22 protein-coding genes are annotated in these 23,276 nt (G+C 66.2%); 4 read left to right on the top strand and 18 right to left on the bottom strand.

The genetic code is table 11. From position 1 onward, the window contains the following. Window positions 1-11: 11 nt before the first annotated feature. The 8 genes from dapB to modA all read right to left on the bottom strand — a co-directional run bounded on the left by dapB (window position 12) and on the right by modA (window position 7,069). Window positions 12-779 carry a 4-hydroxy-tetrahydrodipicolinate reductase gene (dapB, locus tag CXQ89_RS15275; protein ID WP_104161844.1) on the bottom strand — a complete coding sequence of 256 codons (768 nt, stop codon included), beginning with the start codon at window positions 777-779 and terminating at the stop codon, window positions 12-14. A 46-nt stretch (window positions 780-825) separates the two neighbouring features. Then, a complete protein-coding gene (locus tag CXQ89_RS15270) occupies window positions 826-1,290 on the bottom strand; it encodes a molybdenum cofactor biosynthesis protein MoaE (RefSeq protein WP_104161843.1) in 465 nt (154 codons plus the stop codon). After that, on the bottom strand, window positions 1,280-1,798 hold the full coding sequence (locus CXQ89_RS15265) for a molybdenum cofactor biosynthesis protein B (protein WP_104161842.1): 519 nt from the start codon (window positions 1,796-1,798) through the stop codon (window positions 1,280-1,282). Before CXQ89_RS15265 ends, CXQ89_RS15270 begins: the two co-directional genes overlap by 11 nt. Further along, the gene (gene moaC, locus CXQ89_RS15260; protein WP_104055395.1) at window positions 1,795-2,283 is read right to left on the bottom strand and encodes a cyclic pyranopterin monophosphate synthase MoaC; all 489 of its coding nucleotides are present in this window, start codon (window positions 2,281-2,283) and stop codon (window positions 1,795-1,797) included. Before moaC ends, CXQ89_RS15265 begins: the two co-directional genes overlap by 4 nt. Window positions 2,284-2,386: 103 nt before the next feature. Beyond that, window positions 2,387-3,733, bottom strand: coding sequence for a gephyrin-like molybdotransferase Glp (gene glp, locus CXQ89_RS15255; RefSeq protein ID WP_104161841.1), 1,347 nt, complete (start codon window positions 3,731-3,733; stop codon window positions 2,387-2,389). A 47-nt stretch (window positions 3,734-3,780) separates the two neighbouring features. Continuing rightward, window positions 3,781-5,319, bottom strand: coding sequence for a molybdopterin-dependent oxidoreductase (locus CXQ89_RS15250; RefSeq protein ID WP_104161840.1), 1,539 nt, complete (start codon window positions 5,317-5,319; stop codon window positions 3,781-3,783). Window positions 5,320-5,448: 129 nt separating this feature from the next. Next, complete coding sequence (locus tag CXQ89_RS15245; RefSeq protein WP_104055392.1) at window positions 5,449-6,249, bottom strand: molybdenum ABC transporter permease; 801 nt, start codon at window positions 6,247-6,249, stop codon at window positions 5,449-5,451. Between the two features lie 49 nt (window positions 6,250-6,298). Continuing rightward, window positions 6,299-7,069: a molybdate ABC transporter substrate-binding protein gene (gene modA, locus CXQ89_RS15240; RefSeq protein WP_104055391.1), complete on the bottom strand. Its 771-nt coding sequence runs from the start codon at window positions 7,067-7,069 to the stop codon at window positions 6,299-6,301. A 38-nt stretch (window positions 7,070-7,107) separates the two neighbouring features. On the opposite strand from modA, the gene moaA reads away from it, so the two are divergent. Together moaA and CXQ89_RS15230 are read left to right on the top strand one after the other, a co-directional pair. Then, window positions 7,108-8,280, top strand: a complete 1,173-nt coding sequence (gene moaA, locus CXQ89_RS15235) for a GTP 3',8-cyclase MoaA (RefSeq protein WP_237685412.1) — start codon at window positions 7,108-7,110, stop codon at window positions 8,278-8,280. Continuing rightward, the gene (locus CXQ89_RS15230) at window positions 8,281-8,568 is read left to right on the top strand and encodes a MoaD/ThiS family protein (RefSeq protein WP_104104586.1); all 288 of its coding nucleotides are present in this window, start codon (window positions 8,281-8,283) and stop codon (window positions 8,566-8,568) included. Between the two features lie 89 nt (window positions 8,569-8,657). On the opposite strand, the gene CXQ89_RS15225 is transcribed toward CXQ89_RS15230, so the two are convergent. From CXQ89_RS15225 to truB, 8 genes are all read right to left on the bottom strand, one after another. After that, entirely contained in the window at window positions 8,658-10,055 is a 1,398-nt protein-coding gene (locus tag CXQ89_RS15225; RefSeq protein ID WP_104161839.1) for a pitrilysin family protein, read from the bottom strand. Further along, complete coding sequence (locus tag CXQ89_RS15220; RefSeq protein ID WP_104055388.1) at window positions 10,056-12,281, bottom strand: polyribonucleotide nucleotidyltransferase; 2,226 nt, start codon at window positions 12,279-12,281, stop codon at window positions 10,056-10,058. A 322-nt stretch (window positions 12,282-12,603) separates the two neighbouring features. Beyond that, complete coding sequence (rpsO, locus tag CXQ89_RS15215) at window positions 12,604-12,873, bottom strand: 30S ribosomal protein S15 (protein WP_104055387.1); 270 nt, start codon at window positions 12,871-12,873, stop codon at window positions 12,604-12,606. A 134-nt stretch (window positions 12,874-13,007) separates the two neighbouring features. Further along, window positions 13,008-13,997 (bottom strand): bifunctional riboflavin kinase/FAD synthetase, encoded by a 990-nt coding sequence (locus CXQ89_RS15210; protein WP_104055386.1) that lies wholly within the window; start codon window positions 13,995-13,997, stop codon window positions 13,008-13,010. Window positions 13,998-14,103: 106 nt separating this feature from the next. Then, window positions 14,104-14,832 carry a DUF4345 domain-containing protein gene (locus CXQ89_RS15205; RefSeq protein ID WP_181032384.1) on the bottom strand — a complete coding sequence of 243 codons (729 nt, stop codon included), beginning with the start codon at window positions 14,830-14,832 and terminating at the stop codon, window positions 14,104-14,106. Between the two features lie 111 nt (window positions 14,833-14,943). After that, a complete protein-coding gene (locus CXQ89_RS15200) occupies window positions 14,944-15,399 on the bottom strand; it encodes a hypothetical protein (RefSeq protein ID WP_104055384.1) in 456 nt (151 codons plus the stop codon). Next, window positions 15,396-15,734, bottom strand: coding sequence for a hypothetical protein (locus tag CXQ89_RS15195; protein WP_372434156.1), 339 nt, complete (start codon window positions 15,732-15,734; stop codon window positions 15,396-15,398). The genes CXQ89_RS15200 and CXQ89_RS15195 overlap by 4 nt, the downstream gene beginning before the upstream one ends. 36 nt (window positions 15,735-15,770) lie before the next feature. Next, window positions 15,771-16,712 (bottom strand): tRNA pseudouridine(55) synthase TruB, encoded by a 942-nt coding sequence (truB, locus tag CXQ89_RS15190; RefSeq protein WP_258060126.1) that lies wholly within the window; start codon window positions 16,710-16,712, stop codon window positions 15,771-15,773. A gap of 94 nt (window positions 16,713-16,806) precedes the next feature. Between truB and CXQ89_RS15185 the strand changes: the two genes are divergently transcribed. After that, the gene (locus CXQ89_RS15185) at window positions 16,807-17,985 is read left to right on the top strand and encodes a pyridoxal phosphate-dependent aminotransferase (protein WP_104161838.1); all 1,179 of its coding nucleotides are present in this window, start codon (window positions 16,807-16,809) and stop codon (window positions 17,983-17,985) included. A gap of 185 nt (window positions 17,986-18,170) precedes the next feature. After that, the gene (locus CXQ89_RS15180; RefSeq protein WP_181032383.1) at window positions 18,171-19,469 is read left to right on the top strand and encodes a ScyD/ScyE family protein; all 1,299 of its coding nucleotides are present in this window, start codon (window positions 18,171-18,173) and stop codon (window positions 19,467-19,469) included. Between the two features lie 75 nt (window positions 19,470-19,544). On the opposite strand, the gene rbfA is transcribed toward CXQ89_RS15180, so the two are convergent. Both rbfA and infB read right to left on the bottom strand, forming a co-directional pair. After that, window positions 19,545-20,024: a 30S ribosome-binding factor RbfA gene (gene rbfA, locus CXQ89_RS15175; protein WP_104055380.1), complete on the bottom strand. Its 480-nt coding sequence runs from the start codon at window positions 20,022-20,024 to the stop codon at window positions 19,545-19,547. Window positions 20,025-20,223: 199 nt separating this feature from the next. Then, window positions 20,224-23,163, bottom strand: a complete 2,940-nt coding sequence (gene infB, locus CXQ89_RS15170) for a translation initiation factor IF-2 (protein WP_104161836.1) — start codon at window positions 23,161-23,163, stop codon at window positions 20,224-20,226. Between the last annotated feature and the right edge of the window lie 113 nt (window positions 23,164-23,276).

Genomic DNA, 23,276 nt, shown 5'->3' with positions numbered 1-23,276 from the left:
GGGTGCGGCGTTCAGGAGTTGGACGCGCTGAGATTGAGATAACCGTCAAGGCCGACGGTCAGTCCCGGGTGGGCTGCGGCTTCGCGAACCCCCAGCAGGACTCCGGGCATGAAGGATGCCCGGTCGAAGGAATCGTGGCGGATGGTGAGCTGCTCCCCTGCGCCTCCAAAGAGCACTTCCTGGTGTGCCACCAGTCCGCGCAGCCGGACGGAGTGCACACGGACGCCGTCAATGTCCGCGCCGCGCGCGCCGGGAACCTCCTTGGTGGTGGCATCCGGTGACGGTTCCACTCCGGCTTCGGCACGGGCCTGCGCAATCAGTGCTGCGGTGCGCACCGCTGTTCCGGACGGCGCGTCGATCTTGTCCGGGTGATGCAGCTCAATGACTTCCACCGACTCGAAGTACCGGGCAGCCTGGGCTGCAAACGCCGTGGCCAGGACTGAGCCAAGGGCAAAGTTCGGAGCAATCAGGACGGCAGTGCCGGGATGCTCCTCCAGGAGAGCGGAGAGGCGTTCCAGCCGGTCCGCGTCCCAGCCGGTGGTGCCGACCACGGCATGCATGCCGTGCTCGACGGCGAAGCGGACGTTGGCTTCGGTGCTGTCCGGAACAGTGAGGTCAATGACGTACTGCGCACCGGAAGAGACGAGGGTGTCCAGCGAATCCCCGCGGCCCAGTGCCGCCACCAGCTTGAGGTCCGGCGCAGCTTCAACGGCTTTCACGGCTTCGGATCCCATGCGGCCGGCGGCCCCGAGGACGGCTACGGCTAGTTGCTCAGTCATGCCTCCAGATTACCGGTCACAGCGAAGCCCCGTGACACCGGCCGGGTCAGCCGCTGACGCCCACCCACTCGGTTGTTCCGTCCTGGAATCCCTGCTCCTTCCAGATAGGCACCCGTTCCTTCACGGTGTCCACCAGTTCGGAGCAGGCGGCGAACGCCACGCCCCGGTGCGCGGAGGCGACGGCGGCCACCAGGGCGGCGTCGCCGATCTGCAGCGGACCGGTCCGGTGCCCCACCCAAATCCGGACGCCGTCATATTTCGCCGCAATGTCGGCTGCCACCGCGGCAATGACCTCTTCGGCGCTGGGATGCGCGCTGTAGGACAGGCTGGCGACGCCTCGGCCGCCGTCGTGGTTGCGGACAATTCCGCTGAACCCCACCACGGCGCCACAGGCCGGCGACCAGGCTGCGCCGTTTGCATGCTCGGCGTTCAGGGGCAGGTCCGAGACCGTGGCGTTGACGACCTCGGAGGCGCTTTCCGTCCCGTTGCCGCCTGTGCTGTCAGTGCTCATTGTGTCCTTCCAACTGTCCGCAGATATGTCCGATGACCGGTTCCAGCACGGCCAGGCCGTCCGCCACGGCCCCGGGCGAGCCGGGCAGGTTCACGATGAGCGTCCGTCCGGCGGTTCCGGCGTGGCCGCGGCTGATGGCGGCCATGGGGGTTTTGGTGCGGCCGTCCGCACGCAGCGCTTCCATGATCCCGGGTACTTCCCGGTCCAGCAGCGGGAGCGTCTGTTCAGGGGTGCGGTCGTCGGGGCTGAGCCCGGTCCCGCCGCTGGTAAGGATCACTGCCGGCTCCAGTGCGAGCATCCGCTGCAGCGCCTCCCCCACCGCGTCGCCGTCGGGCACCACCTCGGCGAGCACAACATCGAACCCGAGGGCATAGAGCCAGTCCGCGGCCAGGGGACCGCATTCATCCTCATAGATGCCGCGGGCGGCGCGGGTGGAAGCAATGAGAACGGCCGCGGTGCGGCGCGGCTGCTGATGCGGGTGCTGCGGGACGTTGGGCAGGGTGCTCACAGGCTCCAGTCTCCGCTCTTGCCGCCGGATTTGGCGAGCACCCGGATGTCGCTGATGGAGGCGTGCTTGTCCACCGCTTTGATCATGTCGTAGAGGGTCAGGGCCGCCACCGTCGCGGCGGTCAGCGCTTCCATTTCCACGCCGGTGAGGGCCTTGGTCTTCGCTGTGGCACGGATGACGACGTCGGCTTCCCCGGCTTCGAAGTCCACCGTCACCTTGGTCAGGGGCAGCGGATGGCACAGCGGGATCAGGGTGGAGGTCTGTTTGGCGCCCATGATTCCGGCGATGCGGGACACGGCCAGGGCGTCCCCCTTGGGCAGTCCGCCCTCGGACACCAGCTGCACCACCTCGGCGGTGGTGCGCAGCCGGGCCTGCGCCGTGGCCTCGCGCGTGGTTTCGGACTTGGCGGAGACATCCACCATGTGGGCGGAGCCGTCTTCGCGGACATGGGTGAGCCCGAGCTGCTGCTCGTCGCTGCCGGCCATGAGTATTTCCCTTCGTGTGTGAAGCTGGGCTCCACGCCTGGTTTTGGTGCTGGTTTATACAGTCTTGGTTGGTCTTGGTGCCGGGTCGGAATCCGGGTTTGGGCTAGCGGTCCAACAGCCATACTGTCACTTCGGTGCCGGCGGGGAAGGAATCCCGCCCCGCGGGCAGATGGACGAGGGCATTGGATGAGGCCAGGGCGTGGACGAGATGGGAGCTGGTTCCGCCCAGCAGTTCCACCTGCCCGGTGCCGCCGGGTTCGGCGGGGGGCCGGTACCGGCCGCGCCGGACCTGGTGCTTGCCTGCGGGGCTGTGAACGTCGCCGGTCAGCAGCGCGGGCAGTTCCGGGCGCGGACGGGGCAGCCCGGTCACCGAGCCCAGCGCCGGGCGCAGGAACATTTCAAAGGACACCACACAGCTGACCGGGTTGCCGGGAAACGCCAGAAACGGAATGCCGGCAACCCGGCCGATCCCCTGCGGGCCGCCGGGCTGCATCGCCACCGACAGGAACCGCACATCCTGATCGGCCAGCCCCTGCTTGACCACTTCGTAGGCACCCTTGCTGATGCCGCCGGAGGTGATGACGAGATCAGGCTGCAGGGAGGTGAGGTCCGTCTGGAGCCGGGTCCGGAACTCCTCCGGCGAGTCGGCCAGTACCCGGGTGAGCAGCACTGTGGTTCCGGCTTCCTCCAGCAGGGCCCGCAGCAGGGTGGTGTTGGCATCGTGGATCTGTCCAGGCTGCAGCGGCCGGCCCGGTTCCACCACCTCGTCGCCTGTGGTCAGCAGCAGGATCCGGGGCCGGGTCCTCACCGCCACCCGCGCCAGCCCCAGCGCTGCCAGCAGGCCCAGCTGCCCGGGACCCAGGACTGTTCCGGCCGGCAGGGCCTCAGCTCCGGCGCGGATGTCGCTGCCGGCGCCGCGCACATACTGTCCGGCGGGAACTTCGGCCGGGAGCGCAACGGTGGGCCGGGCCGCCGCTCCGGCCGTGGTCTCGACCGCAGGGCTCGATGCTGCGGGCGGAAACGAGTCCGGTACCGCCTGCTCAATGGGCACGACGGCGTCCGCTCCGGACGGGAGCATGGCCCCGGTCATGATGGGCGCGGCTGTGCCCGGTGCCAGGGCAGCCGGCTCGGAGCCGGCAGGAATGGCTGCCGCCACCGCCAGTTCAACGCGCTTCCCCGGCCCGGCCAGATCCGCGGAGGAAACGGCGTAGCCGTCCATCTGCGAGTTCGCGAAGGGCGGCAGGTTTCCGGGGGCAGCGACGTCAGCTGCCAGGATCCGTCCCCGGGCGCTGATCAGGTCAGTGTCTTCCTGACCCGGCGGGCGCTCGCGGAATCCGGCCGCGAGCAGATCAAGCACGGCCTCCTGGTGCCCGGCCACGCTGCGCGGCGCGCCCGGACCGGCTGGACGAGCCCCCGGCTCATCGGCTGGCGTGGTGGTGGGTGTGGACACCGGACTCCTAGGGGCGGGCGGATTTAGCGAGACGGGGACAGCGGGTGTTACTTGGCATTCACTCGAATTGTATGCAGGCCGGTGGCACCGTCGGGTACAACCGGCCGCTGTGTTTCATCCTGTTCGGTGCCGTTGGAGTCGATGGCCCGGACGGTGACTGTGTGTTCGCCCGGGCTCAGATCAACGCCGGCGGACCACTGCACCCAGGTGTCGGCAGAGATCGCGGGAGCCAGGTCAGCGTCCTGCCAGCCGCCGTCGTCGACCCTTACCTGCACCCCGCGGATGCCGGTGTGCTGAGCCCAGGCCATGCCGGCCACGGTGGTTTTTCCGGCGTCCGGCGAAGCACCCCGGGAGGGTGTGTCGATGCGGGAGGACAGCTTGACCGGCCCGCGTTCGGTCCAGCCGCGCTGGGTCCAGTAGGCCACTTCGTCGCTGAACCGGGTGACCTTCAGTTCCGTGACCCACTTGGTCGCCGACACGTACCCGTACAGGCCCGGCACCACCAGGCGCACCGGAAAGCCGTGTTCCAGCGGCAGCGGTTCACCGTTCATGCCGACGGCCAACAGAGCGTCACGGTTGTCCGTCAGGGCTTCGAGCGGAGTGGAAGCTGTCCACCCGTCCCGGCTGGTGGACAGCACCATGTCGGCGCCGTTCTGAACACCGGCTTCGGCAAGCAGGTTCCGGACCGGCCAGCCCAGCCATTTGGCGTTGCCGACCAGGCTGCCGCCCACTTCGTTGGAAACGCACGCGAGCGTGACATGGCTTTCCTGCAGCGGCTTGGCGAGCAACTCGGCAAAGCTGATCTCCACCTCCCGGTCCACCAGGCCCGTGACCTTGAGGGTCCATTCGCCGGCATCGACCAGCGGAACGCTCAGCGCGGTGTCGATGCGGTAAAAATCTGCGGCCGGTGTAATCACGGGGTCCAGCCCGGTGATCCCGAGATCCGCTCCGGCGGGGACCGGCGCTGCCGGGGTCACCGCAGCGGGCAGGACCACACCGTCGCGCAGAGCCACCGCGTTCACCTGTCCCGCGCGTGAACCGCCGGCCAGTGCGCCCGCCACCACGCCCACCGCTGCCCCTCCGCCGATGGTCATTAGAACATCGCGCCGCCTGGCACCGGCTTCTTCGGGGAGCGAATCGCGCCACCGCCCGAGTCGGGTGGTCAGCGCCCGCAGCACCAGGATTCCCACCGCGGCGGCCAGGAGCGGGGGCAGCAGGGACAGCACGCTCATCTGTGCCCTGGTCAGTACGGCGGCCAGGCCGGCCGCACCCAAAAGACCGATCACGACGGCGCCCGCCGGCGGGCGGCGCAGCTGCAGGACACCGGCAGCCGCACCGCACAGCGCGATGACCGCAGACATGGCCACCAGGAACGCCGCCTTGTCCGCCGTTCCGAACAGGCCGATGGCCCAGTCCTTCACCGGTCCGGGCATCCCGTCGATGACCACGGAACCCACCGCGCTCACCGGCGAAAGCGACGGGCTCATCAGCGCTGCCGAAAGCTCCCCGGCAACCACGCCAAGGCCCGCCGCCACGATGCCCCCAGCGGCGGCCCACAGGGAGAGTTTCGAGGCCGTGCGTATCATGCCGCTCGCTTCTGTTGATGTTCCGCCGCCGACGGGTTGTCCATCGCGGTTTTGTTTTCCCGCTGGTCTCCTGCTGGTCTGTTCTATCGGTACCGGCTGGGCGGATGCTGAGAAGCCCGGTGCGGCCGGTCAGCGCGGCAGCAGCAGTGCCACCCCGAAGCGTGCCAGCGCCAGCAGCACCAGATAGAGCGAGATCAGGATCAGGCAGATCCCCAGCGCGATTTCCGGCTGGTTGGAGTTGAGGCTGAGCTCGATCTGCAGCGGCAGGGTCCGGGTGCGGCCCTCGATGCTGCCGGCGAAGGTGATGGTGGCGCCGTACTCGCCCAGGGAACGGGCGAAAGCGAGCAGCGCTCCGACAATGATGCCGGGCAGTGCCAGCGGCACGGTGATGTAGCGCAGGATTGCGGTGGGCCCGGCTCCGGAGGTGGCGGCGGCCATTTCCAGGTCATGGTCAACGGCCCGCAGGCTGCTCAGCGATGCCACCACAAAGAACGGAAGCGAGACAAACACCTGCACAATCAGGACCGCGGCCGGCGAGTAACCCACGCCCAGGCCAGCGGATTCCAGCAGCCGGCCGGCGATTCCCTGCCGTCCCCAGAAGTACAGCAGGGCAATGCCGGACACCACCGGGGACAGCACCAGCGGAATGAGCAGGATGCCGCGCAGCAACTGCATCCACGGCCCGGACAGCTTGCTGAAGAGCACCGCGAGCGGCAGGCCCAGCGCTACGCAGATCAGCGTGGAGCCCACGGACGTGGCCAGCGACAGTCCCAGCGCCGTGCGGGCTTCGGAGGCGGTCAGCAGTGAGCCCAGCGAGGTCCAGGGGACGTTGAGCAGGAGCGCCGCCACCGGGCCGGCGCAGAACAGCAGCGCCAGCGAAGCAGGAACCCATAGCCATGCCGGCGTGGTGGCTCGTGCTTCACGGTTCATTGCGCTGCCCCGTTCCGGCTCACGGTCATTGCCTCTCCCACTGCCCCGGTCACTGCCCCGGAGGAAGGAAGCCTGCCTCGCGGAAGATCCGGGCGGCGTCCTCACCTGTAAGCCACTCATAGAATCGGACAGCTGCCTCATGCTTCGCTCCCTCCGCAGTCAGCGCCGCGGGGTACTGGTTCGGTTCGGGATCATTCAGTTCAACATACGTCACCCCTTGGCTCGCAGCCGAGAGCGCGTCGGTTTGGTACACCAGCCCGGCATCCGCCTGTCCCGTTGTCACCTTGGTCAGGACCGCCCGGGCGCTGTCCTCCCGGCTTTCCCCGTCCAGCGCCACGCCGGCACTTTCCAGCACGCGCGCCGCAGCCCGGCCGCACGGCACTGAGGCTGCGCAGACGGCAGTCTGCACTTCTTCCGAAGACAAATCGGCAAGTGACCTCACCTTCCCTGGATTCCCCGGGGCCAGCGCCAGGACAGTGGCATTTCCGGCGACCACCCGGCCGGACGCAGTCAGCCCCTCCTCCCGGACCGCGTCCATGGCCTCCAGATCCGCAGTGATGACGATGTCGGCCTTAGCACCGGACAAAAGCTGTCCACTGAGCTGGGCGCTTGAGCCGAGGTTGATGCGCAGCCGGCCACCGCCGTCGTAGGCTTCATCCATGGCTTCGATCACGTCGGTGAGGGAAGCAGCGGCGAATACCGTGATGTCGGGTGCCTGCGTCCCCGCGCCGCTGTCCGCGGGCGCGGAACAGCCGGCCGCAACAGCCAGCAGGGCAGCGGAGGCAGCCAGAAGTGGCCGGTTATGACGGATAAAACGCATTGATAGAGCCTAACCGTGAAAGGGCGTAACCTCGACCCATGGGTATCCAGCTGGGAATGCCGTCCATCGGCTCGCCTCCAAGCGCGGCCGGCTCCGCCGGGTGCGCCCCCGTTTCGAGTGACTCCGTCGTTCCTGACGGCGGACCCGTTGCCTACGGCTCCGCGGCGGCAGCCGGCGTCCGCAGCGCCGACGGGCTGCTGGACCGGTACGGACGCCGGGCCACCGATATGCGGCTTTCCCTAACAGACAAGTGCAATCTGCGCTGCACCTACTGCATGCCCGCCGAGGGTTTGGACTGGCTGGCCAAGGACAGGGTCCTCAGTGCCGCAGAGATTATCCGGCTGGTGCGGATCGGCGTGGACGTGCTCGGAGTCCGGGAACTGCGCCTGACCGGTGGCGAACCCCTCGTGCGCGCCGATCTGGTGGACATTGTCGCGGGAATCCGCAGCAACCATCCGGACCTTCCCATCTCGCTGACCACCAACGGTCTGGGCCTGGACAAAAAAGCGCAGGCGCTCAAGGACGCCGGTCTGACCCGTATCAATGTGTCGCTGGATTCGCTGCATCCGGATACCTTCGCCCAGCTGACCCGCCGGCCGTTCCTGCCCCGGGTGCTGGCCGGTGTGGAGGAAGCGGCGCGCGTGGGGCTGGGACTGATCAAGATCAATGCGGTCCTGATGCGCGGCATCAACGACGTCGAATCACCGGACCTGCTCGAATGGGCCGTCAGCCACGGCTTTGAGCTGCGGTTTATTGAGCAGATGCCCCTGGACGCAGACCACGGCTGGACCCGGGAGGGAATGATTTCCGCGGCGGAGATCCGCGGCTGGCTGGAACGGGACTTCATCCTCACTCCTGATCCGCGGCAGCGCGACGGCGCGCCCGCTGAACGCTGGGAAGTCCGGCGACGCAGCGCTCCCGATGTTGTTGCCGGCATCGTGGGCATCATTGCCTCGGTCACCGAACCGTTCTGCGCGGACTGTCGGCGAACGCGGATCACGGCCGAGGGCAAGGTGCGCAGCTGCCTGTTTTCGCACGAGGAAACCGACCTGATGGAACTTCTCCGGACCGGAACCGGCGATGACGAGGTGGCGGCCCGCTGGCAGGACGCCATGTGGGGCAAGCCCAAAGCCCACGGAATGGACCATGCAGGTCTGGGAGACGCTGACTACGTGCAGCCGGACCGGACCATGAGCGCGATAGGCGGCTAAGTGCAGATTCGATATTTTGGAGCCGCGAAGGCGGCGGCCGGCGTGGAAGAAGAAATCCTGGCCGGTTTGGAGCCCGGCGTGGACGGCGTTGCCGAGGGTGCCCCGCTGAGTGACCTGCTGGACTTTCTGGCCACCCGGCATGATTCGGCCCCCGGGGGCACTCCCCCGCTGAAGAGTGTGATTTCGCGCAGCACGTTCCTGGTCAACGGGTTTGCTGCCCGGGACCGGTCCCTGCCGCTGGCTGCGTCAGACACTGTGGACATTCTGCCGCCCTTCGCCGGCGGCTGAGCCTGCACCTGCCACAACACCACGCGGCAACACAACAGGAGCACGTCCCCTTCGAGGGAACGTGCTCCTGTTGTGCTGCTGGGGAAAGCCTAGAAGCCCAGTTCCGCCGCGGACTTGAACGGGCCCACCACGGTGATAGTGCGCGGGGCGGCGGCCAGTTCGGCTGCCAGCGCCTGCACTTCCTCCGCAGTGACGGCACCGATCCGCGCGAGGGATTCGTCGATGTCGATGAACTCTCCGCTGACCAATTCCGCCCGGCCCAGGCGTGACATGCGCGAGCTGGAGTCTTCCAGCGCCATGACCATGCCGCCGGCGATCTGGCCGCGGGCCTTCTTCAGCTCGGCTTCGTCCACGCCCTCGGCCGCCAGTCGTTCCAGCTCGCTGCCCATCAGGTCGATGACCTGGCGGGTTTTGGCCGGTGAGCAGCCTGCGTACATGCCGAAGTAACCGGCGTCGGCGTAGGACGCGGAGAAGGAGTACGTGGAGTACACGAGACCGCGCTTTTCACGGATCTCCTGGAACAGGCGCGAGGACATGCCCCCGCCCAGAATGGTGTTCAGGACGCTCATGGCAAAGCGGCGGTCGTCGGTGGCCGTCAGCGACGGGCAGCCCATGACCACGTTCGCCTGTTCAACCGGGCGGTTGATGACCTGGACACCGGCGGTGCCGGTGATGACGGCAGGTTCGGTGTTCCGCCGGGGAGCCGGAACGGCGTCCTCGGACAGATCCCAGCCTGCCTTCTTCAGGGCGTCGAGCACCATGGCGCAGACGTCGTCGTGCTCCAGTCCGCCGGCGGCGGTGACCACCAGTTCCGAGGGGCGGTAGTAGCGCCGGTAGTGTTCCAGCACGGCTTCGCGCGGAACACTCTTAATGGCTTCGGGGGTGCCGCCGATGGGCCGGCCCAGGGCATGATCGCCCAGCACGGCTTCGGCAAACTTTTCGTGGCACAGGTCGGCGGGGTCATCGGCATCCATGGCGATTTCTTCCAGGATGACGTCGCGTTCCTGTTCCAGTTCCTCCGGGTCCAGGACCGCGGAGGTGATCATGTCCGTGATGACGTCAATGGCCATCGGCAGATCGGTGTCCAGCACCCGTGCGTAGTAGCAGGTGCTTTCCTTGGCGGTGGCCGCGTTGGATTCTCCGCCAACCTCGTCAAAGGCCAGCGCAATGTCCAGCGCGGAACGGCGTGTGGTGCCCTTGAACAGCAGGTGTTCAAGGAAGTGGGTTGAGCCGTGCCGGCCCGCGGCTTCATCCCGCGAGCCGACACCAACCCAAAAACCGATGGTCGCACTTCGCTGGCCGGGCATGGCCTCGGTCAGTACGCGCACGCCGCCCGGAAGGACGGAACGGTGCACGACGGCGCCTCCCGGAGTTCCCATCACCAGGGAGGGTTCGCCGGGAAGAGTGGTCAGCGGAAGGCGGACAACCGTCCCGGATGCCGGAGCATGTCCGGCATCGGGACGGTTTCCATCAGCAAGGTGTGACATTTACTCTGCGGACTCGGCTTCCGCTGCTTCTTCGCCTTCGGCGTCGTCAGCAACAACCGGAGACAGGGAGAGCTTTCCGCGGTCGTCGATCTTGGTGATTTCCACCTGGATCTTCTGGCCGACGGAGACAACCTCGTCAACGTTGTCAACGCGCTTGCCGCCGGCGAGCTTGCGCAGCTCGGAGATGTGCAGCAGTCCGTCCTTGCCCGGGGTCAGGGAAACGAAGGCACCGAACGTGGTGGTCTTCACAACCGTACCCAGGTAACGCTCGCCGATCTCGGGGACCTGCGGGTTGGCGATCGCGTTGACCGCCGCACGGGCAGCCTCGGCGGAAGTGCCGTCGGTTGCACCGATCAGGACCGTGCCGTCATCTTCGATGGAGATGTCAGCGCCGGTGTCTTCCTGGATCTGGTTGATCATCTTGCCCTTCGGGCCAATGACCTCGCCGATCTTGTCCACGGGGATCTTCACCGAGATGATGCGCGGGGCGAACTCGGAGAGTTCGTCCGGCGTGTCGATCGCGGCGTCCATGACGCCCAGGATGTGCAGGCGGGCTTCGCGGGCCTGCTTCAGTGCTGCTGCCAGCACGGAAGCGGGGATGCCGTCGAGCTTCGTGTCCAGCTGGATGGCCGTGACGAACTCGGAGGTACCGGCAACCTTGAAGTCCATGTCGCCGAAAGCATCTTCGGCGCCGAGGATATCGGTCAGGGCGGCGTAGCGGGTTTCGCCGTCAACCTGGTCGGAGACCAGGCCCATGGCGATGCCGGCAACCGGAGCGCGCAGCGGAACACCGGCGTTGAGCATGGACAGCGTCGAGGCGCAGACCGAACCCATGGAGGTGGAACCGTTGGAGCTCAGGGCTTCGGAGACCTGGCGGATGGCGTACGGGAATTCTTCACGCGACGGCAGCACCGGCATGAGCGCGCGCTCAGCCAGGGCACCGTGGCCGATTTCGCGGCGCTTGGGCGAACCCACGCGGCCGGTTTCACCGGTGGAGTACGGCGGGAAGTTGTAGTTGTGCATGTAGCGCTTGCGCGTTACCGGCGACAGCGAGTCGATCTGCTGTTCCATCTTCAGCATGTTCAGCGTGGTGACACCCAGGATCTGGGTTTCGCCGCGCTCGAAGATGGCCGAACCGTGCACGCGGGGCAGAACCTCAACCTCGGCCGTGAGCTGGCGGATGTCCGTCAGGCCGCGGCCGTCAATGCGGACCTGGTCCTTCAGGATGCGCTGGCGCACAACCTGCTTGGTGACGGAGCGGAATGCTGCGGAGATTTCCTTCTCGCGGCCTTCGAACTGCTCGGAGAGCGAAGCAACAACTTCGTCCTTGAGCTCGTCGGCGGCAATGTCGCGCTCCTGCTTGTCAGCGATCGAGAAGACCTTGGCCAGCTTGTCAGCGGCTGCGGCTTCCACGGCTTCGTAGACATCGTCCTGGTAGTCCAGGAAGATCGGGAATTCGACGGTGGGCTTGGCGGCGCGGGCAGCCAGGTCCGACTGTGCCTCGCACAGAACCTTGATGAAGGGCTTGGCAGCTTCCAGGCCCTCGGCGACAACCTCTTCGGTCGGGGCGGTGGCGCCCTCTTCCTTGATGAGGTTCCAGGCGGCGTCGGTGGCTTCGGCTTCCACCATCATGATGGCAACGTCGTCACCGGCGATGCGGCCGGCAACCACCATGGAGAAGACTGCGCGCTCCAGTTCGGAGTGCTTCGGGAAGGCAACCCACTGGTCATCGATCAGGGCAACGCGGACGCCGCCGATCGGACCGGAGAACGGCAGGCCGCTCAGCTGGGTGGACATGGAGGAGGCGTTGATCGCGACGACGTCGTACAGCACGTCCGGGTTGATCGCCAGGACGGTGACCACAATCTGGACCTCGTTGCGCAGGCCCTTGACGAAGGCGGGGCGCAGCGGGCGGTCCATCAGGCGGCAGGCCAGGATGGCTTCGGTGGACGGGCGGCCTTCGCGGCGGAAGAACGAGCCCGGGATGCGGCCGGCGGCGTACATGCGCTCTTCCACGTCCACGGTCAGCGGGAAGAAGTCAAAGCCTTCACGCGGGGACTTGCCGGCGGACGTTGCCGAGAGCAGGACGGTGTCATCGTCGATGTACACAGTGGCTGCACCTGCAGCCTGCTGGGCCAGACGGCCGGTTTCGAAGCGGATGACGCGCTGGCCGTATTTGCCGTTGTCAATGACGGCTTCTGAGAACTGAATTTCGGGACCCTCCATAGAGAGTCACCTCCGTTTCTTCGTTGGCGGAGGCATCCAGCATCGTCCCAATAAACGCGTGCACCGCTCATGAAGCGGGTCGGTTCAACACCCGGTCTTCGATCGAGGTCCACGGGCGAAAACTCCCGGAGACCACTACCGAGGACCGCGAATGCTGCGATGCTGGCTGACTCCTGTTGATGTGACTGTTACTGCCGTGGTGCTGTTAATGCTGTAGTGCCTGGATCATTCGAGGGCAGGTGCGCTTCCGGTCGGGCCGGTGTCCATGCCTGCCTGAAAAAGGGCGGCTCCCACGAAACGCAGGGGCCGCCCTCTCCAAAGACTACTTGCGCAGGCCAAGGCGCTCGATGAGCGCACGGTAGCGGGTGATGTCCGTATCCTTGAGGTACGAAAGCATACGACGACGGCGACCAACCATGGCCATCAGGCCGCGGCGGGTGTGGTGGTCGTGCTTGTGCGTCTTCAGGTGTTCAGTCAAGTCGAGGATGCGGCGCGACAGCACTGCAACCTGAACCTCGGGCGAACCGGTGTCGCCTTCGGCCCGAGCGTATTCCTTGATGATTTCCTGCTTGACTACGGGATCAAGTGCCAATGTAACTCTCCTAGAGTTGTGCCGTGAGGCCCGAGTCAGCACTGCGCTGCCGGGGATCTTGGCGCCTTAGGATAAATCCTGAAAGACACAAAGAAATTCAGCCGCCACGGACCGCAGCCGAATTTGATTCCAGTTTACCTGTCCCCGCTGCTATCTGTCGAAAGCACCGCCCTGGTGCGCGCCACGTCAAGGCGCATCTGCTCAATCAGTGCCTCGGGGCCGGTATATGCCACCATGCCGCGGAGCCGTTCCACGAATTCCACCACCACATGCTGTCCGTACAGATCAAAATCAGTGATCTTTTCGTCGGGGCGGTCGATCACGTGGGCTTCCACCTGCCGGCTCACACCGTCGAAGGTGGGGTTGGACCCAACGGAGATGGCTGCGGGCCAGCGCGTGCCCGCTTCGTCCACCAGCCACCCGGCATAGATGCCGTCTGCGGGAATGAGGCCGGTGGATTCAGGAGCCAGGTTTGCGGTCGGGAACCCGAGTTCGCGGCCGCGGGCAGCGCCGTGGACGACTTCGCCGCGCATGCGGTGGGTGCGGCCGAGCAGGCGGGACGCCGTGCGCACGTCGCCGCTGCGCAGGGCTTCACGGATCCAGGTGGAGGAGCAGCGCCGGCCGCCGGACGCTGCAGGACCGTCGGGCAGGGCACCGAAGTCCTCCACGGCCTGAACGTCAAAGCCCAGTTCCTTCCCCAGCCGGCGCATCGTCTCGAGGTCACCGGAGTTGCCGCGCCCAAAGCGTACGTCGTGGCCAATGACGACGGCACACACCTGCAGTCCGTCCACAAAGACCTGCCGGACAAATTCCTCGGGGGTCAGGGAAGCCAGCTGCAGGTTGTAGTGCAGCATCAGCAGCCCGTCCAGGCCGGTGGCTGCCAGCGCCTCGCGGCGGTCCAGCGGGCCCATGATCAGTTCGGGAGCCGTTTCGGGGCGATGCACCTGTGCCGGATGCGGATCGAAGGAGATAGCAACGGCTGCGGCACCCTTTTCGCGGGCCACCTTCACCAGCCGGTCCAGGACATGCTGATGCCCCAAGTGGACGCCGTCGAAGTTGCCGATGGTGACTACTGTCGGACCGATCCCGGCAGGAACCTCGGCCAGGCCATTCCAGTAGTGCACGCAAACTCCTTTTTAAACTGACGGATCGGGGCGCGGCAGCAGCCGCGAAAAACGTCCGGCACAACTCTTCGCCGCACCGGACGTCTCCATTATTGCTGAAAAAGAATCAGCTCTGCGCCCCGCCGGCGGACGCCGCGCTCCCGCGGGCTGCTCCGCCTTCGCTGTACTCGCGCTTGAGCTCGCTCGTCTTGGCGATGAAACGGTGCCAAACCAGCAGCGCAGGCGGGAAGGCCAGTTCCAGGATCATCAGGATGATCATGGTGAAGTGCGGGGTTCCGCTGAACGCCCAGGACAGCACACGCCCAATGCCGCCGAGGAAGACCATCAGGCAGACCAGCCACAGCATGTTGGCCCACTGGAACTTTACGGCTATGGCGATGAAGGCGGCGCCAACGCCCACCATCATGGCCGAGAAGAAGCGGAACTGGGACTCCAGGGAGGCATTGACCTCTCCCCCGCCGGTGTCCGCTACGCCTGCCGTTCCCGTGACCAGGTAATAGACGCCGACGCCGGCAACGAGGATCCCGACCCCAATCACCACGGCCCGGAAAACACCCCAGTCGTCACTGCTTTTGTACGGCTTGTTCTTGGACTTGGCCGCGTCCCGTCCACCGGAAGCGGAGGAGGTCCCCGTGCGCTTTCCGGCAGGCGGAACCTGCAGCTTCTCGGTGGGCCGCGCCGTCTGGCCGGTGGCCGGCACATGGGGCTTCCGTCCCGCCGCGGCGGGCTGAACCGGGGACTGCTGGCCGGCCGGCTGGGCTGCAGGAGCCTGGGCAGGTTGTGAGGGGCCGTTTCCCTCTTGGCGGTCGCCTGGTGTCGAAGCCGGGTTGCTCATTTTTCCCCCTGAAGGAATGGAAAAGGTGAAGGAACACATTCTCCTGCCATCGTCTCACGCATCACCCCGCGTCAGCGGGCACCCGGCCTGCGGGTTTCAGCCGGACCCGGATCAGGGGCGGACGGCGGCATCCGCACGGTGGCGGTACAGCCACCAAAGGCCCAGCACGGGAAGGATCAGCGGAACGTAGCCGTAGCCCGCACCGAAGCCGGACCAGACAGTGTCATCGGGCAGTGCGGCCGGGTCCACCAGTCCGAAGATGCCTACGGCCAGCACCCCCACCATTTCAATGCCCACGGCGGCAACGGAAACCTTGTAGGAGCCGGATCCGGATTTCGCCAGCCCCACCGTTGCGACAATGTAGACAACGGCAGCGAAGGCGGACAGGAGGTACGCCACCGGCGCCTGGTCAAACTTGGTGGCAATCTGGAAGACGGCGCGTGCGGTGGAGGACAGCGCAAAGACAGCGTAAACGGCTACCAGCAGGCGGCCGGGTCCGGCGTTGCGGGCACCCGGCTGTTCTGTTTCCGCTGCAGCGCTGCCGTTCTCGGGCTTGTTCGTTTTCATGCGGGGATTACTCCGTCCCAAATCTGCTCCATCCGGAACAGCATGACAAATACGGTGATGCCCACGGCGCCAAGGACCAGGTTGGACCAGCGGCTGCGGTCCATGAGTGACCACCACACTGCTCCCACGGGAATCAGCAGGGCGGTGAAGAGGTATCCCCAGAATTCCCACACCTCTCCGGCTACGCCCTCCCCGCCGACCTGGCGGATGATGGCCGCCACTCCGTAGACAAGCAGGAAAAGCTCCACGGCTGCGGCGGACAGAATGGTGAGGTCGTTGGGGCCGTGTTTGAGAATTGCTGCACCTATGCACAGCACTACGGACACCAGGCACACGATGGTGCCCACAATGAACAGCGGATCGACAACCACTTAGACTGCCTCGTTCCCCGGTGCGAAAACCAGCAGTGCCTTGGCATAAGCTGCCGGGAAGGCTGCGCCCGCCTGGCCCCTGTTTTCCAGCAGGCCAACAAGGGTCCCGGACGGCGCAAACGCCGCGACCGGGGTGGCGGCATCGATTCCTGCGATTTCGGACGGCGGGATCCGGCGTCCGTGGGACAGGTCAAGGGCCTCTTCGGCACTCAGCTCACGGACCGGGAACAGTGCCCGGGCGGCGTCGTCGAGGTCCAGTACCTGCAGATCAGAGGCCAGCTGCTCCAGCGTGGCGGCCTGGTCCAGGCTGTACGGGCCCACGCAGGTGCGGCGCAGTGCGGTCAGATGCCCGCCGACGCCGAGGGCGGCGCCAAGGTCGCGTGCCAGGGCGCGGATGTAGGTGCCGGAGGAACAATCAACGGTGACGTCGACGTCGCGCAGCCGTCCGCCGCTTTCCCGCCGGATGTCGTGGACCTCAAAGCGGGACACGGTCACCGGCCGGGCGGGCAGGTTCACTTCCCCGCCCGCACGCACTTTGGCGTAGGAACGCTCTCCGTTGACCTTGATGGCGCTGACGCTGCTGGGAACCTGCTGGATATCCCCGGTCAGGTCCGCGACGGCTGCCATAATGTCTTCGTCAGTGACCGCGGCGGCAATGGTCTCCGCGGTAATCTCGCCCTCGGCATCGTCCGTAACGGTGGACTGGCCCAGGCGGATCGTGGCTTCATAGGTCTTGGAGGTGCCCACGATGTAGGTCAGCAGCCGGGTGGCCTTATTGATGCCCACCACCAGCACTCCGGTAGCCATGGGGTCCAGTGTCCCCGCATGCCCCACTTTTCGGGTTCCCGCTAGTTTCCGCAGGCGGCCAACCACATCGTGGCTGGTCCATCCCTGCGGCTTGTCCACAATAATCAGCCCTGAACGGACCTGCCCGGAATTCACGCCTTTCAGTATATGCGGCCTTGGCCTGCGGTTCCTGACCGTGCTCCGCCCGGAAGCGGCTCCCCGGAGGTCAAGGGAACGATACGATGCGGATATGCCTGAGCTCTCGCCCCACGTCCGCAACGCTCCGCCCAACCAGATCCGTGAGATCACGCAGTCAGCCTGGGCCCAGCCGAATTCGATTGTGCTGAGCATCGGTGAGCCGGGTTTCCCCACTCCCGCACACATCCTCGAAGCTGCCGGGGCCACCCTGGCCCGGGACGAGACCGGTTATACGCCCAATGCCGGCATCATGCCCCTGCGTGCAGCGTTTGCCGAGCGGGCCGGCCGGCAGAACGGGGTGGAGGTAGCCCCCGGGCGGGCCTTCGTGACGTCCGGGGCGCAGCAGGGCCTGCATTTGGCGATGAGCATGCTTCTGGACGCCGGGGATGAGATCCTGATTCCCAATCCCGGTTACCCGACCTTCGCTATGACCGCAGGGCTGCTGCACGCCGTTCCGGTGGAGTATCCGCTGTATCCCGAGCATGACTTCCAGCCGCGGATCGCGGACATTGAGGCACTGATTACCCCGCGGACCCGGGTCCTGCTGCTGAACTCACCGTCCAATCCGCTGGGGGCCGTCTTTAGCGAGGATCTGGTGCAGGAACTGGTCCTGCTGGCCCGGCGGCGGGACCTGTGGATCCTTTCCGACGAGTGCTACGAGGCCTTCACCTACGACGTGCCGCACGTCAGCCCGCTGAAGTACGACGGCGGAGGGGCTGGTTCCCCGGCCATCGCCGGCGGGGAACGCGTCATTGTGTCCGTGACGCTCTCCAAGACCTACGGCCTGACCGGACTGCGGATTGGCGCCCTGATCACGCCGGCCGGCCTGGAGAAGCAGATGAGCACGGTCATGGAGTCGATCGTGTCCTGCGTGGCCTCGCCGTCGCAGTACGCAGCGCTCTCCGCGCTCACCGGCCCGCAGGACTACGTCACGGAGGCAGCGGCGCACTACCGGGCCAACCGTGACGCCGCCGCGGCAGTGCTGGACGGCAAGGGAATTCCCTACCTGAAGGCACAGGGTGCGTTCTACCTCTGGGCCGACGTCTCACACGCCACCGGCGGCGACGTGCGGTCCTGGACGCAGAAGTTTCTCGCCGAGCGGGGCGTTGCCGTGGCACCGGGCACAGCGTTTGGTTCCATCGGCGAGGGCTGGATCCGGATTGCACTGTGCGGCGACAGCGGTGAGCTGGTCGCCGGACTCGAGCGCCTTCCATCCCGTCCGCTGGAGTAACGGCCGCCGCTTTACGGACCAAATACTCGTCTCCGTCCGGAGGGGAAAAATCCCTTCATCCTGATGTTTACCTGCCAACAAGCCGGACTTAGGCTGTGAATGCCTCGGCCGGGGGCGTGGCTGGGAACCGCGGAGGCCTCGGGGAAAGTCTCGCATTGCACCTGACCAATGCTGAGGAGATCACCGTGAAGAAATCATCGCCCGCCCTTGCCTCCCTGGCCGCAATAGCGGCTCTGGGACTCGTTGCCTCGCCGGCTTCCGCCGGAGGAGGGCACCACCCCAAACCGCCGGCCCCGGCCACTCCCGTCGCCGGAGAGGTCACAACCGTCGCCGAAGGGCTGCTCACTCCCCTGAGCTTTGCCGTCGGTAAGAGAGGAACACTGGATGTAACCCAGGATTTCGCCGGGCTGCTCACCCGAATCATGCCCGACGGCACCACCGAAATCCTTGATGCCGCGGAGCCCGGCTCCGGCTATTCTTTCGGGGCAGTATCCAAGTCATCGAAGCAGCGCGGCATCACCTACTACACCACGGTCATCGGCGCCGCCACGAACGATCCTGCACAGAACATGTCCGCGCTGAAGTCGATCGATCGGAACGGCAACATTAGGACCGTCGCAGACATCGCCGGCTATGAGTTTTCGCAGAACCCTGACGGCGTCAACCACTACGGATTCGACAGCATCGATGCGGCTTGCGCTGCACAGATACCCGCAGGCATTCCGGTGTCCTATACAGGGCTGGAGGATTCCAACCCTTACGCTTCCCTCCCGGTGCGCCGCGGTGTGATCGTTGCTGACGCCGGCATGAACTCCCTGATTCGGGTGGACCGCAATGGCGGCATCTCAACGGTTGCAGTGTTGCCTCCTATTCCCCTCGTCCTGACCGCGGAGATAGCGGAAGGACTCGGCCTGCCGCAGTGCACCGCGGGACTCACCTACAACTTGGAACCGGTACCGACCGACGTCGAACGAGGTCCGGACGGCTATCTGTATGTGACATCGCTGCCCGGGGGCGGCGGGCTGAACAACGGGTCCGTGTTCAGGGTGAACGAACGCAGCGGCGAGTCAGAACTGGTAGCCACCGGATTCGCAGGGGCAACAGGACTGGCAGTGACCAACGACGGCGATCTTTTCGTCGCCGAGCTGCTGGGCAACCGGATTTCGGTGGTGCCCGCCGGATCCGACACTCCGGAGCTCTTCTATGAAGTGAACCAGCCCGCAGCCCTGGAGCTTCATGACGGCGCTCTCTACGCCTCGGTGGATGCGCTTCCCCCCGGCGGGGTTGAGGAGCCGGACGCTGAGGAGCCGCCTGTCGTTGAACCGCCCGTTGACCCGGGTCCCCCGGCTGGACGAATTATCCGCATTGGCTTCGAGGACAACTGCGGCGGCGGTCGCGGCCACCACGGCCACCACGGCCACCACGGATCCGTTGCTGACTCGCTGGACGCTGACACGCTGGATGAGGAGCAGGAAGACGAGTAGAACCGCAGACAGACACGAAGAGGGCGGTTCCCCCGCAGGGGAACCGCCCTCTTCACTTCAATTCACTGCAAAGAACTACTTGGCGTCGGAGCCGGCCGGAGTTTCCTCGTCAGCTTCGTCCTCTTCCTCATCGAAGTCCTCGTCCTTGCGGTACGGATCAGCGTCACCGGCGTAGGTGGCGCCCTTCTTGAGGGCTTCGAGCTCTGCATCGCGGGCCTTGGCGGCACGGATCAGTTCTTCCAGGTGGCTGGCGTTCACGGGGATTTCGTCAGGAACGAATTCCAGCGTGGGCGTCAGGCGCACCGTGATGTTCTTGCCCACCTCGGCGCGCAGGACGCCGCGGGCGGACTCCAGTGCTGCCTTGGTGTCGGCCTGCTGCGCTTCGTCACCAAAAACGGTGTAGTACAACGTCGCATGCTGCAGGTCATTGGTGACGCGGGCATCGGTGAGGGTCACAAACCCCAGCCGGGGATCCTTGATCCGCCGTTCCAGCGCCTGGGCAACCACAACCTTGATTCGGTCAGCGAGCTTTGCAGCGCGTGCTGGATCTGCCATTACCTCTCCTTAACTCTGATTCTTGGGATCGCACACGACGACGGCGCAGGCCGGCTCATCGTGTACGTCAGGTGTCGGTCAGGGCGCCGGGATACCAGCGGGCCGGGCCGACAGGCCTCAGCGGAGGCCGGCACCGTGGTGCCGGCCCAACCGCCGGGGGCGGGGCCGCCGGAATACCGACGGCCCCGCCGGGTTACTGCTAGACGCGCGGCTTCTCCCGCATTTCGAAGGTTTCGATGATGTCGCCTTCCTTGACGTCGTTGAACGAGCCGAGGCCGATACCACACTCGAAGTCCGTGCGGACCTCAGTGGCGTCGTCCTTGAACCGCTTGAGCGAGTCAACGGTGAGGTTGTCACCGATAACCTTGCCGTCGCGGGTGACCCGTGCCTTGGCGTTGCGCCGGATAACACCGGAACGGACGATCGAGCCGGCAATGTTTCCGAACTTGGAGGAACGGAACACTTCGCGGACCTCGGCGGTACCGAGCTGAACCTCTTCGTACTCCGGCTTGAGCATGCCCTTCAGTGCAAGCTCAATGTCATCGATTGCTGCGTAGATGACGGAGTAGAAGCGCATGTCCACGCCTTCACGCTCGGCCAGGTCGGCAACGCGCTCGGCCGGCTTGACGTTGAAGCCAATGATGACGGCGTTGTCCACCGTCGCCAGGTTGACGTCGTTCTGCGTGATGGCACCGACGCCGCGGTGGATGACGCGCAGCTGCACGCCTTCGCCAACGTCGATCTTGAGCAGCGAGTCTTCCAGGGCTTCCACGGCACCGGAAACGTCACCCTTGAGGATGAGGTTAAGGGTGTCAACCTTGCCGTCGGCGACGGCCTGGTCGAAGTCCTCGAGGCTGATGCGCTTGCGGCGCTTGGCCAGCGCGGCGTTGCGGTCCGCAGCTTCACGCTTCTCAGCGATCTGGCGGGCGGTGCGCTCGTCGTCGGTAACGAAGAACGTGTCACCGGCGCGGGGAACGTTGGACAGACCCAGCACCTGGACCGGACGGGAAGGTCCGGCTTCGGTAACGTTTGCGCCGTTCTCGTCGAACATGGCGCGGACGCGGCCGTGGGCCGTTCCGGCAACGATCGTGTCGCCGACCTTCAGGGTTCCGGACTGGACCAGGACGGTTGCAACTGCACCGCGGCCCTTGTCCAGGTTGGCTTCGATCGCGATACCGCGGGCGTCCTTGTTCGGGTTGGCGCGCATGTCCAGGGCAGCGTCCGCGGTGAGCAGCACGGCCTCGAGCAGGGCGTCAATGTTGAGGTTCTGGCGTGCAGAGACCTCCACGAACATGGTGTCGCCACCGTATTCTTCGGGAACCAGTCCGTATTCGGTCAGCTGGCCGCGGACCTTCTCCGGGTTGGCGCCTTCCTTGTCGATCTTGTTCACTGCGACCACGATCGGCACATCTGCTGCCTGGGCGTGGTTCAGCGCTTCAATCGTCTGCGGCATGACGCCGTCATCGGCTGCGACAACCAGGACCGCGATGTCGGTTACCTTGGCACCTCGTGCACGCATGGCGGTGAACGCCTCGTGGCCCGGGGTGTCAATGAAGGTGATCGGACGCGTGGTGCCCTCGTGATCGAACTGGATCTGGTAGGCACCGATGTGCTGGGTGATGCCGCCGGCTTCACCTTCAACAACCTTGGTGTTGCGGATGGCATCCAGCAGGCGGGTCTTACCGTGGTCAACGTGACCCATGATGGTGACTACCGGAGGACGTGCTTCCAGCTGGTCGTCGCCTTCGGCTTCAAGCTCGGCGTCGAAGTCGATGTCGAACGTGCTCAGCAGTTCGCGCTCTTCGTCTTCCGGCGAGACAACCTGGATCTTGTAGCCCAGTTCCGAACCCAGGACACCGAAGGTCTCCTCGTCCAGGGACTGCGTGGCCGTTGCCATTTCACCGAGGTGGAACAGTACGGTCACGAGTGCTGCCGGGTTGGCCTCAATCTTGTCGGCGAAGTCCGTGATGGACGCGCCGCGGCGCAGACGGACAACAGTGTTGCCGTCACCGCGGGGTACTGAAACGCCGCCCAGCGACGGAGCTGACATCTGCTCCAGTTCCTGCCGCTTTGCCCGCTTCGACTTGCGCTGCTTGCCGCGACCTGCGCCGCCCTTGCCGAAAGCACCGGCAGTGCCGCCGCGTCCGCGGCCGCCCTTACCGAAGCCGCCGCCAACGGGTGCGCCGCCGCCTGCACCGGGAGCTCCGCCCGGAGCGCCGCCCGGTCCCCTGCGGGGTCCGCCACCGGCACCGCCGCGTGCCGGGGCTGCCGGACGCTCGGTGCGGTTGGGCATCATGCCCGGGGTGGGACGGGGGCCGCCGGGGCCTGCAGGACGTGCCGACGCCGGACGCGGGGCGCCCGGACGGGGTGCACCCGGACGCGGTGCGCCCGGACGGGGACCACCGGAACCGGCTGCGGGACGGGGACCGCCGGCGCCTGCTGCTGCAGGACGCTCGGTGTTCTCGTCACGGCGGCCCGGACGGGGCATGCCCTGGGACGGAGCAAACGGGTTGTTACCCGGACGCGGTGCGCCCGAACCACGCTCGTTCTCGCCGCGGCCACGGGGGCGCGGCATGCCCTGGGAGGTTGCAAACGGGTTGTTGCCCGGCCGTGCTGCCGGACGCGGAGCGCCCGGACGGGGCGCGTTGCTGCGTCCGCTGTCGCTGGAAGCGGCAGGCTTTTCAGCCTCCGGAGCCTTGGGGCCCGGACGTGCACCGGGCTTGGCGCCCGGCGGCGGAGCGGCAGCGGTGTCTGCTGCGGGAGCTGATGCTGCCGGAGCGGCCGGTGCCGGGGCTGCGGGAGCAGCTGTTTCGGCGGGGGCCGGTGCAGCGGGAGCCGGAGCAGCCGGTGCGGATGCAGCAGGTGCAGGCGCAGAGGGTGCCGGAGCGGGTGCGGACGGTGCCGGAGCAGCGGGTGCTGCTGACGGGCGGGGGCCGGGTGTTCCGGCCTTCTCGGCCGGCTTGGATTCGGGCTTTGATGCGGACGCCGGGAAAGCGCCGCGAAGCTTCTTGACTACGGGTGCCTCAATCGTTGATGAGGCGGAACGGACGAATTCGCCCAGTTCCTGCAGTTTTGCAACTGCGTCCTTCGAGGTGATGCCGAGCTCTTTGGCGAGCTCGTGTACGCGGACCTTGGCCACATTTCTCCTGTCTCGGTCCGCACCGAGCCAGGTACGAACCGTCTATTTCCTGCGGGCTTCCACTGCAGGTGCAGCAAAGCCCATCACAGAGCACAACAAAGCACTCATCGCTG

The sequence above is a fragment of the Arthrobacter sp. ZGTC212 genome, assembly GCF_002929255.1.
In the GTDB taxonomy this organism is placed as follows: domain Bacteria; phylum Actinomycetota; class Actinomycetes; order Actinomycetales; family Micrococcaceae; genus Arthrobacter_B; species Arthrobacter_B sunyaminii.
This window is presented reverse-complemented; position numbering and strand designations above follow the sequence as displayed.

Excerpts from the sequence above, each read along its gene's own strand:
- dapB (WP_104161844.1), bottom strand. The coding sequence starts at position 779 with ATGACTGAGCAACTAGCCGTAGCCGTCCTCGGGGCCGCCGGCCGCATG.
- CXQ89_RS15270 (WP_104161843.1), bottom strand. The coding sequence starts at position 1,290 with ATGAGCACTGACAGCACAGGCGGCAACGGGACGGAAAGCGCCTCCGAG.
- moaC (WP_104055395.1), bottom strand. The coding sequence starts at position 2,283 with ATGGCCGGCAGCGACGAGCAGCAGCTCGGGCTCACCCATGTCCGCGAA.
- CXQ89_RS15250 (WP_104161840.1), bottom strand. The coding sequence starts at position 5,319 with ATGATACGCACGGCCTCGAAACTCTCCCTGTGGGCCGCCGCTGGGGGC.
- CXQ89_RS15245 (WP_104055392.1), bottom strand. The coding sequence starts at position 6,249 with ATGAACCGTGAAGCACGAGCCACCACGCCGGCATGGCTATGGGTTCCT.
- modA (WP_104055391.1), bottom strand. The coding sequence starts at position 7,069 with ATGCGTTTTATCCGTCATAACCGGCCACTTCTGGCTGCCTCCGCTGCC.
- moaA (WP_237685412.1), top strand. The coding sequence starts at position 7,108 with ATGGGTATCCAGCTGGGAATGCCGTCCATCGGCTCGCCTCCAAGCGCG.
- CXQ89_RS15225 (WP_104161839.1), bottom strand. The coding sequence starts at position 10,055 with ATGTCACACCTTGCTGATGGAAACCGTCCCGATGCCGGACATGCTCCG.
- CXQ89_RS15220 (WP_104055388.1), bottom strand. The coding sequence starts at position 12,281 with ATGGAGGGTCCCGAAATTCAGTTCTCAGAAGCCGTCATTGACAACGGC.
- CXQ89_RS15205 (WP_181032384.1), bottom strand. The coding sequence starts at position 14,832 with ATGAGCAACCCGGCTTCGACACCAGGCGACCGCCAAGAGGGAAACGGC.
- CXQ89_RS15200 (WP_104055384.1), bottom strand. The coding sequence starts at position 15,399 with ATGAAAACGAACAAGCCCGAGAACGGCAGCGCTGCAGCGGAAACAGAA.
- CXQ89_RS15185 (WP_104161838.1), top strand. The coding sequence starts at position 16,807 with ATGCCTGAGCTCTCGCCCCACGTCCGCAACGCTCCGCCCAACCAGATC.
- rbfA (WP_104055380.1), bottom strand. The coding sequence starts at position 20,024 with ATGGCAGATCCAGCACGCGCTGCAAAGCTCGCTGACCGAATCAAGGTT.